The organism is Eisenbergiella massiliensis (assembly GCF_003435485.1).
Genome location: NZ_QVLV01000036.1, coordinates 39595 through 49472, shown reverse-complemented (window position 1 = coordinate 49472; position 9878 = coordinate 39595). Strand labels below are relative to the sequence as shown.

At 44.8% G+C, this 9878-nt stretch carries 7 protein-coding genes; all 7 read left to right on the top strand.

Annotated elements, in window-relative coordinates:
- The first annotated feature begins 60 nt into the window (after positions 1-60).
- The 7 genes from DXC51_RS27570 (at position 61) to DXC51_RS27535 (ending at position 9860) form a co-directional block, all read left to right on the top strand.
- Positions 61-654 carry an ABC transporter permease subunit gene (locus tag DXC51_RS27570; protein WP_330413887.1) on the top strand — a complete coding sequence of 198 codons (594 nt, stop codon included), beginning with the start codon at positions 61-63 and terminating at the stop codon, positions 652-654.
- A 17-nt stretch (positions 655-671) separates the two neighbouring features.
- Positions 672-1565 (top strand): carbohydrate ABC transporter permease, encoded by an 894-nt coding sequence (locus DXC51_RS27565; protein ID WP_117545858.1) that lies wholly within the window; start codon positions 672-674, stop codon positions 1563-1565.
- A gap of 49 nt (positions 1566-1614) precedes the next feature.
- Positions 1615-3354 carry a type 2 periplasmic-binding domain-containing protein gene (locus tag DXC51_RS27560; protein WP_117545857.1) on the top strand — a complete coding sequence of 580 codons (1740 nt, stop codon included), beginning with the start codon at positions 1615-1617 and terminating at the stop codon, positions 3352-3354.
- 269 nt (positions 3355-3623) lie between these two features.
- The gene (locus DXC51_RS27550) at positions 3624-6266 is read left to right on the top strand and encodes a glycosyl hydrolase family 2 protein (RefSeq protein ID WP_181970219.1); all 2643 of its coding nucleotides are present in this window, start codon (positions 3624-3626) and stop codon (positions 6264-6266) included.
- A 55-nt stretch (positions 6267-6321) separates the two neighbouring features.
- Positions 6322-7428 carry a glycosyltransferase WbsX family protein gene (locus DXC51_RS27545; RefSeq protein WP_117545854.1) on the top strand — a complete coding sequence of 369 codons (1107 nt, stop codon included), beginning with the start codon at positions 6322-6324 and terminating at the stop codon, positions 7426-7428.
- Between the two features lie 207 nt (positions 7429-7635).
- Positions 7636-8436, top strand: a complete 801-nt coding sequence (locus DXC51_RS27540) for a MurR/RpiR family transcriptional regulator (protein WP_117545853.1) — start codon at positions 7636-7638, stop codon at positions 8434-8436.
- Positions 8437-8522: 86 nt separating this feature from the next.
- Positions 8523-9860: an alpha-L-fucosidase gene (locus DXC51_RS27535; protein WP_117545852.1), complete on the top strand. Its 1338-nt coding sequence runs from the start codon at positions 8523-8525 to the stop codon at positions 9858-9860.
- Positions 9861-9878: the final 18 nt, after the last annotated feature.

Genomic DNA, 9878 nt, shown 5'->3' with positions numbered 1-9878 from the left:
AGCGGAAGGTGCCAAAAAGAGATTTAGTGTAACTTTCATGCAAAGTTCAGATACAAAAGAATTATTCAGACACTGACATCTTTTCCTAACTTTATATCATGGATTATTGTGTTTTCAATTGCGGCAACTTTTTTTTCAGTTGAAGACGGATTAATTAATCAGGTCTTTTTTGACAAGCTTGGCTGGTTGAGTGTGCCTACCAACTTTTTGGCAAACGCAGACATTGCAAAAGTTTTTCAGACCTTCTTTTTAAGTGTATGGAAAAATTGCGGATGGTCTGCAATTATATATCTGGCTGCAATTACAGGAATTGATCAAAGCCTTTATGAGGCAGCTAAGGTCGATGGAGCAGGTCGTATTAAAAGAATTATTTACATTACAATTCCGGGTATTATGCCAACATTTATTGTATTGTTGGTTTTGGGGGCAGCGAATATTTTAAACACGGGATTTGATCAGTATTATGTTTTTACAAATGCAGTTACGCTGCCGGTATTAGATAACTTGGATACATATATTTATCGAACTGGAATACAAAACCTGAATTTTTCATATGCGACAGCAGTAGGTATGAGCCGCTCAATTGTGAGTGTATTACTTCTGACCGTAATTAACCGGGTTGCTTACCATGTAAATGGTGCAAAAATTATATAGGAAGGAGGGGTGGAAATATGTATCGAAGAAATAATCTGGGCGATAAAATTTTTATGGGAGTGGTTTGGCTGATTTTGACTTCATTTGCTTTTATTTGCCTGTATCCATTTTATATCGTAATAATAAATTCTTTTTCTAACCCGGATGCGGTATTGGGCGATATGGCTTTAGTTTTACCCAGAGAACCGACGCTAATTAATTATGTTGAAGTAATAACCAGAAATAATATTTTTAAACCTTTCTTTGTTTCCGTTGCAAGGACCGTTATCGGTACTATACTGTCGGTTACCGGCTGTTCTATGCTGGCTTATGGCCTTACAAAAAAAGAATTGCCGTTCCGTAAACTGATGTATCGGATATTGGTATTCAGTATGTATATATCTGCAGGTGCAATACCGGTATATGTAACTTTTACAAAATATGGCTTTCGTAATAATTTTTTAGTATACGTAATACCGGGGATGATTTCAGTTTATAATATGATTCTGGTAAAAGTATTTATTGAGCAGCTTCCTGCTGAAGTAGAAGAAAGTGCAATGATTGATGGCGCGAATTATTATCAGATTTTTTTTCGGATTATATTACCTGTGATAACGCCAATCACAGCTACTATTGCGACATTTACGGCAGTTGCCCAATGGAACAGTTGGGTGGACAACCTGTGGTATTGTTCTGATAAAAATCTGGAAACCTTACAGCTTATGCTTTTAAATTTTGTTCAAAGTCAGTCTATGAATTTAAGTGAAGCGGCTCGTTTGAGTGGTGACGCACTAAAAGAAAAACTTAGGGTCAATCCAACATCGATACGTATGGCGGTAACGGTTATTACAATTACACCAATTATGCTGGTGTATCCGTTTACACAAAGGTTTTTTGTAAAAGGAATCATGATTGGGGCAGTCAAGGGCTAACGTGCGTAGCCGCACAGTTAATATATAAATTTAAATGGAGGATAAGTGTATGAAACTAAAAAAATGTATTGCTGTATTGATGTGTTCGGTACTATTTATGATGACCGGATGTGGGGAAAATACAGAGGGGGTGCAAAATGATAACCAAACATCACAGAATGTTGACAGTACGGAGAGCAAGGAAGCGGATGTGACAAAAGAAATGGTGACATTGACAATATTTAATCATAATGCATCTAATATGCCATCGAATATATTAGATAACCCTGTGATGAATAAAATAGCTGAAGAAACAGGTGTTATTCTGGATTGGTCTCCCTTTATGGGAAACAATACGGCAGATGAAGCCGCTTCAATGCTGATTGCATCTAATGAATTGCCGGATATTTGGCTGGTTAACAGTCCTTCAATCAATCAGACTTTACTGAATAATAAACTTATTATAAGCATTGATCCTTATTTAGATAGTTTTGGGAAGGATATTCAGGAAGTAGCTCAGGATGCTTTGGATTTTACAAGATTTAAATTTAACACTCAGGAAAATTATTTTATTCCAGCTCAGGTTGGCGGTATTAACTGGTATCCGTCAGGCTATGATAATACATTTTCATATAGGTACGATTTGTGGGAAGATATGGGGAAACCAGAACTTGAAACCTATGATGATGTTATCAATTATTGTGTGGAGGCAATGAAATTAGAACCTGAAAATGAGGCGGGACAGAAGAATTATGGTGTTGCAATCCCTCTTGGCAGTAAAGAATTTGGATACCTGGATTGGAACTTTGCACACTTTATTGGCCAGGGGGATAAGAATATTTTTGTAAATATAGATTTTGAAAAAGATGAATTAGTTCCCCGACTGGCAGAAGACAGTGCATGGCTTACAGGCGCTGAATTCTTCTTTAAAATGAATCAGGCAGGCGCGCTTGATCCGGAGTCGGCAACGATGAATGGGGATCAGGTACGTGAGAAAGGCGGTGCTCAAAGGTATTTCCTTGGTCTGGCAAACTGGCAGATTGGTTGGCCGAATGACAAATTAGTTGCAGCTCAGGATAAGGAAAAAGGGTATGCACCCTTAGTAGTAGGGGACAGGGGCGACTATGTTTTCTGTAGGACATCCTCTCCTTATGGAAACGGATCTTACTATGCAATATCAAAAACATGTAAGGATGTTGAAGCAGCCATTCGTTTTATAAACTATACAGCTTCCTGGGATGGCACAGAAGTAATGGCTAATGGCCCGGAGGGGACAACGTGGGAATATGTGGATGGTAAACCCAAAGCTTTCCCGAATGATCCGACTGTAGAAAAAGATCCGGACGCATATAAAAAAATTGGTATAAGCTATGTGGCGCCTGGTTTGCAGGTAAATGGCTATCGGGAGGATCCCAGAGGATGGAAGACAATTTTTGCCCAGGAAGATACTTCTACCTTCAGAGAGAATATGTCTGCAGCAGAGTTGAAATTTATTGATGACAATGGCTATAGTTATGGAACGGAGTATTATGATAAAAACTTTGAACATAACACATTTGCTACTCCGATTTTTGATATGATTGCACCACTTAATCCGGCTGACGAACTGTCAGTGATAGAAACGGATGCAACAACTCTGGCAATTGAGTATTCTGTAAAACTGATTTATGCCACGGATCAGACTGAATTTGATAAGATAAAGACTGAGTTTCTGTCGGAATTAGACAGAATTGGTTATCAGAAGGGTGTCGATTATTACAAAGAAGAGTATAAATTAGCGAAACAAAAATTTGAAGAATTTTCAAAATAGTAATATAAGACAATCACCCGGTATACATAAACTACCGGGTGATTTGTTTCAGAAGGATAAAAATGCAAACTTGGTAAAATGGAGTGTGGACAGAGGACGTTTTTTTCACGGAAATATGAAAAATCGCCACTTGCGAACCTGTGAAGAGGTCTTTAAAATGAAGGCATATTACGGGGCCGGGCAGGACCGGATTTTCTCCAAAAAATATGGCCGGAAGGCTGAGTAATGCAGTATCGCGCAGAAAACGGCGGTACGCGGGAGGGGCAGATATGGAAGCAGAAAAAAGTTATTTATGTCCGTTGTTCTGGCAGCATCATGAGGATAAAGAGATTTTGCTCAGGGAGCTGCGGCAGATGAAGGAAAACGGGATCGGAGGATTCATTGCGGAGTCCAGGCCGCATCCGGATTACCTGGGCAGCGGCTGGTGGGAGGATATGGAACTCCTTGTGCAGGAGGCAAAGCGGCTGGGACTTAAGATGTGGATTTTTGATGACGGAAGCTATCCCAGCGGAACGGCAAACGGGCTGATTGGGGAACGGTATCCCCAATATACGAAAAGATATCTGGCGGTGCAGTATGTGGATGCCATCGGGCCGGCCAGTGAACGGGGAGTCCTCATTGATCAGTGGCTGGAGGACGGGGAACGGTTCCTGTGCGCTGTGGCGGGCCGGCGGCTGGATTACGATGCCAGGTTCTCCATGGATTCCCTGATCGATGTGACCGGTTTTGTGCAGGACGGGATTCTGTACTGGGATATTCCGGAAGGGGAATGGCGGATTTTTATATGCAAGGTGACTGGGAACGGAGGGGAGGAGTGGACGAAGAATTATCTGAATCCGCTGGATCCGGAGGGGACCAGGGCTTTTCTGGATTTGGTATATGAAGAGCATTACAGGCATCTTGGCGCAGATTTCGGGGATACCATACAGGGCTTTTTTACGGATGAGCCGCGGTTTGGGAACAGTCCGGGCTATGACAGACTGTTAGGGGACGATATGGTGCTGCCATGGTCAGAAACGCTGCTTGAGGAACTGGCCGGGGAGGCCGGTTGCGGGAAATCTTTTTCTGGGAATTCTCCTTGCGGGGATTCTTTTGGAGGCTTTTTTTCGGACTTTGTCCGGCTGCTTCCGGCGCTTTGGTTTGACTGCGGGGAGAGGACGGCGGATGTCAGATATCGGTATATGGACGTGGTATCCCGGCGGTTCGGAAAGAATTTTATCGGGCAGATGGGAGACTGGTGCCGGGAACACGGTGTGCGGCTGATTGGGCATGTGATTGAGGAAAACGGAAGCCATGCAAGGCTGGGCTATGGGCCGGGTCATTATTTCAGGGCCATGGACGGGCTGGATATGGCGGGAATTGATGTGGTCAACAATATCTATCCCGGCAGGAGGGACGGCAGGTTCCTGACGCATTTCAATAATTATGATGCGCAATTTAATCACTGGGGGCTTTCCAAGATGGCCAGCTCCTGTGCCCATCTGGATCCGCGCAAGCGGGGAAACTCTGTCTGCGAGGCTTTTGGGGCCTACGGATGGTCGGAAGGGCTGAAGATGATGAAATGGATTACTGACGCCATGTGCGTCAGGGGGATAAACCATATTATTCCACATGCTTTTTCCCCGATGGAATTTCCGGATCCGGATTGTCCTCCGCATTTTTATGCGGGCGGGAACAACCCTCAGTTCCGGCTGTTTTCCGTGTGGGCGGATTATGCCAACCGGGTGTGCGCACGGCTCTGTGACGGCGTGCACGTGGCCAGTGCGGCCGTGCTGTATCATGGGGAGAGTGAGTGGGGAGGGGCGTGCGATCCCTTTGAAAAGGCGGTGAAGGCGCTGATGCTGCGCCAGATTGACTGTGACGTGGTGCCGGGGGACTGGCTGGTGGACCGGGAGCGCAGCCGCGTGGAGGACGGGCGGCTGAAAATCGCGGAGGAAAGCTTCGGCGCGCTGATCGTTCCTTATGCGCAGTATCTGCCCGGGCAGGTGACAAAACGGCTGCAGGAACTGGCGGCCCAGGGAATTGCGGTGGTGTTCGCCGGGGATTTTCCAAAGAGAAGCTATCTGGGGGAAAAATTCGAGCCTGTCTGCGGGATGAAGAAGGCGGCTTATGATGAGCTGGCAGGGGTGCTTACGGAAATGGATTTGCGGGACATCGAGGTTGAGGACGGGGGAAGCTATGGGGAATATCTTGTCTTTTACCATTACAGACAGGGGGAGAGGGATTCTTATTTCCTGACCAATGAAAGCCTTTTTCAGAAGGTTGAAGCGGAAGTTTGTTTCCGGGACGGACGGCAGGCATGTTTTTACGATGCTATGACAGGGGAGTTTCTGGAAGCACATCAGAGACGGAAAGTGGGGAAGGACGGGGAAAAAACAGTGGTGTCCCTGCTGCTTCGCCCCTATGAATCCGTTTTTGTAGTGTTCGGGGAAACGGGTGTGAAATGCGGGAAGAACCGCCGGATGTATGCCCGAAAAACCGGGGAAGTGGTGGAACTTCCAGCGAAGGGCTGGGAAATCAGCGTGAGTAGACCGCTGGCCTGGCCGGAATTTACCAGGACGGAATATACGGAAACGGGCAGTCTGGCCGCACCGGGCAGGCTGCCGGAATTTTCAGGCACCGTCCGTTACCGGATGCAGTTTGAGGCAAGGGCAGGGAGGGCTGTGCTTTCCCTGGGAGAGGCCTACGAGGCTGTACAGGTGTGGGTGAATGGACGGAAGGCGGGAGACGCCATCTGCCCGCCTTATCTGTTTTTTCTGGAGGAAGGGATGCTGCAGGATGGGGAAAATGAACTGGTGGCGGAGGTGACGAATACACTGGCCAAGGCGCATCATGACAATGTTTTTGACCGGTACTGGGTGCAGGAGCCTACGGGGCTTTTGGGGCCGGTGAAGGTGGAGTATATGGAATAGCGACGGATCAGCCGGGCTGATCCTGAATAAAGGGTTACAGGAGGAAATGGGGACTATGGGAAAATATGATGTGGCGGCTTATGTCTGGCCCGCCTATACAGGGCGGGATAAAAGGAGCCTGATGTTCTGGCCGGAAGGGATGGGAGAATGGCAGTCTGTGAAAAATGCCGTGAAGAAGTTTCCGGGGCACAGCTGGCCGAGAAAGCCTCTGTGGGGCTATGTGGACGAGGCGGATCCTTATGTGATGGAAATGGAAATCGAGGCGGCAGTGGATCACGGCGTCAATGTTTTCATATATGACTGGTACTGGTTTGACGGAAGGCCTTATCTGGAAAACTGTCTGAACGAAGGCTTCCTGCAGGCAAAGAACCGGGATAAAATGAAGTTCTATCTCATGTGGGCCAACCATGATGTGAATTATACATGGGATATCCGTCTTTCCTGGGAACAGGACACCACAATCTGGAAAGGGGGCGTAGACCGGGAGGAATTTGAGCGGATCTGCCGCAGGATAATCCATAAGTATTTTGTACAGCCCAATTATTACCAGATAGACGGGGAACCTGTTTTTCAGATTTATGAACTGGGGATTCTGATCGACGGGCTGGGCGGTCTGGAAAATACCAGGGACGCGCTGAACTGGTTCCGGGAAGAAACAATAAAAGCCGGATTTAAAGGGCTTCACCTGCAGCTGACGGCGCACGGCGGCGTGCCCAATCTTTCCGGCCTGGACAAAGAGAGCGCAAAAGCAGGCGGTGATATCGGCACCTTCCTTGGTTTTTCCAGCGTTACCCATTACCAGTTTGTACATATTACGGATATTGACCGGGACTATGAGGACATCCTTGCGGATGTGGAGAAGGAATGGGAAAAAATCGGGCGGGATTATGCCATTCCCTATTTTCCCCATATTTCGGTGGGCTGGGACAACAATCCCAGATTTACCGGGCTGCGTCAGGGAATTGTGAAAAATAATTCCCCCCAGGCGGTTAAAAAAGGCTTTGAAATGGCCCGGGCCTACGCCGACAGCCATCCCAAACAGCCGCCGCTGATCACGGTAAACAGCTGGAATGAATGGACGGAAACTAGCTATCTGGAACCGGATGATTTGTATGGGTATGGTTATCTGGAGGCGTTGAAAGAGGTTTTTAAAGAAGAATAGACGGAGGGGAGAAAGAACATACAGAGGCAGGGGCGCCTCAGGAGGGATAACGGTGGAATACAAAATTGAAAGAACAGGCGGTTATTGAAGCTATGTAAAACAGGCTTACCACCTTTCGATTGTAACAGGACATGCGGTATGATATAATAAATGAGCATTGTTGAGACGATAAGTAAAAGAAATGTTCTCTATAAGAGAGGTGGAAAATTGAATATACTGTTAAACCGTCTTTTAGCCGTAATCAATGAAAAGGAGTCTTCCTCGATTGAGTATTATATTGCATATTCTTTTTTGCAGAATCTGTTTAAAATCAGTCAGTTTACTATCGGTGAAACAGCCAGGCTATGTAATGTATCCAAATCAACAATCTCAAAGTTTGTCAGAGAAATAGGCTTTGACGATTATATGGATTTTAAGCTTTCCGCCATGGCTGCAAGAGAAGGCGTGGTATATGGTTGGGGTGAAAATATTATAGATTACTTAGGAAAATTTGGAATTGATAAATATGTAGATATCCTGAAGGCGGATATGGAACTGATGAAAACGAGCATTGATATGGCTGGAATCGAGCAGTTGGTGAATGATTTGATTTGTTACGAAAAGGTGGCTGCTTTCGGTATAGTTCATTCGCAGACGGCCGCTCTGGATTTGCAGTTTAAGCTTGCTTTCCATAAAAAGATAATATATACCAACTTAAGTGATATCAGCCAGGAAGATTATATACTTAATGCCGATGAACATACCCTGATTATTATTTTCAGTAATTCTGGCAAATATATTACAGAATATCAGTTGAAGGAAGGCTATCCCAGAAAGGATATATTCAATTTGACGAAAGGAAAGATTGTTCTGATTACGTCAAACAGAAAGCTTGCGGAGGACAGCCGGGTAGATTTATGTATAGGATTTGATTATAGTTCAAATGTCCAGAATCATCCCTATTATTTTCAGTTTATTACGGATTTAATCGCAGTGAAATACAAACAAAAAATGGAAGAATTAACCTGATTAAAGAAGCAGTTTCCAAAACGCGAAATTTTTGGAAGCTGCTTTTTTCGTGATATACTAATAAAAAACAATAAGAGAGGTTTCTAATGTGTACAAAAATACCAATATGTAAAGAAGAGTATGAAAAAAATATAGCCGAAACCAGGGAACAGAGAATGGGATGGTGGCGGGAAGCCAGATTTGGAATGTTTATTCATTACGGTTTGTATTCCACAAAGGGAACGCATGAATGGGCAATGGCGTATGAAAATTATACCCAGGAAGAGTACAGGGAATTTTTGAAAAATATGACATTTGATGCCTCAATGCCGGAGAAATGGGTAAGGACAGCTAAAAAGGCAGGAATGAAATACATTGTACTAACTACACGTCATCATGAAGGTTTCAGTCTCTGGGATTCCAAGGCCAACCCGTACAATTCGGTAAATTGTGGGCCTGGGGTAGATATTGTAAGGCTGTTTGTAGATGCCTGCAGAAAAGAAGGAATCAGAATTGGCTTTTACTTTTCGCTGATGGACTGGATACATCCGGATGCATGGAAATGTGCGGTGGATGCACAGGCGAGGCTTAGGTTTACGGAGTACCTGCAGGGGATGCTTAAAGAACTAATGACCCAATATGGCAAAATAGATATTCTTTGGTATGACATTTCAAGACCTATGGTTTCCTGGGAGGGTTGGGACAGTCTCAGAATGAATCAGATGGTAAGGGAACTGCAGCCGGATATTATTATTAATAATCGTTCAAAGCTGGAGGAGGATTTCGGTACTCCGGAGGAAAAAATCGATGCCGAAAAAGGGGATTGGGAAGCATGTATGACATTTAATGGGATCAGCTGGGGATATATTGATTCGGATTCCTGCGTTCCATACAGTTATAATGCCCATGAAATTATCAGAATGCTTTGCAAGGTTACTGCTGAAGGGGGGAATCTTCTTCTCAATGTAGGCCCAAAACCAGATGGAAGTCTGCCGGATGAAGTTATGAAGCCTCTGGAGACAGTAGGGGCATGGCTTGCAAAGAATGGCAGTGCGGTGTACGGAAGAAAGAAGCCAACTGTGGTCTATCGAACGAACGGACTTTGCAGCGCCACACAGGATGGGAACAAAGTCTATCTCTGGAATTGGATTTGGCCGAAGGAAAAGGAATTGAGACTGGGCGGCTTTATGACGGTATTGAAACAAGTCAAGGTGCTGGGAACAGAAATACAGGTGGAATTCGATCAGAATGAGCATTACATCAGATTAAAAAATCTGTCGGAAAAAAACAGGGATCCTCTCTTGTCAATTACGGTTTTTGAATTGGAATTTGAAGAAGAGCCGGAGTATGCGAGAGCATTTCTGTATCCGCAGCTGCATTTGGGAAAAGTCTATACAGATAAGATCAGGGAACTCAGGGATAAGTTAAAGGAGAAGGAAATATAATCAAGCAAACCTAACTTA

Bases quoted from the DNA above. Each gene is read 5' to 3' on its own strand.
- DXC51_RS27565 (WP_117545858.1), top strand. From the start codon at position 672: ATGTATCGAAGAAATAATCTGGGCGATAAAATTTTTATGGGAGTGGTT.
- DXC51_RS27560 (WP_117545857.1), top strand. From the start codon at position 1,615: ATGAAACTAAAAAAATGTATTGCTGTATTGATGTGTTCGGTACTATTT.
- DXC51_RS27550 (WP_181970219.1), top strand. From the start codon at position 3,624: ATGGAAGCAGAAAAAAGTTATTTATGTCCGTTGTTCTGGCAGCATCAT.
- DXC51_RS27545 (WP_117545854.1), top strand. From the start codon at position 6,322: ATGGGAAAATATGATGTGGCGGCTTATGTCTGGCCCGCCTATACAGGG.
- DXC51_RS27535 (WP_117545852.1), top strand. From the start codon at position 8,523: ATGTGTACAAAAATACCAATATGTAAAGAAGAGTATGAAAAAAATATA.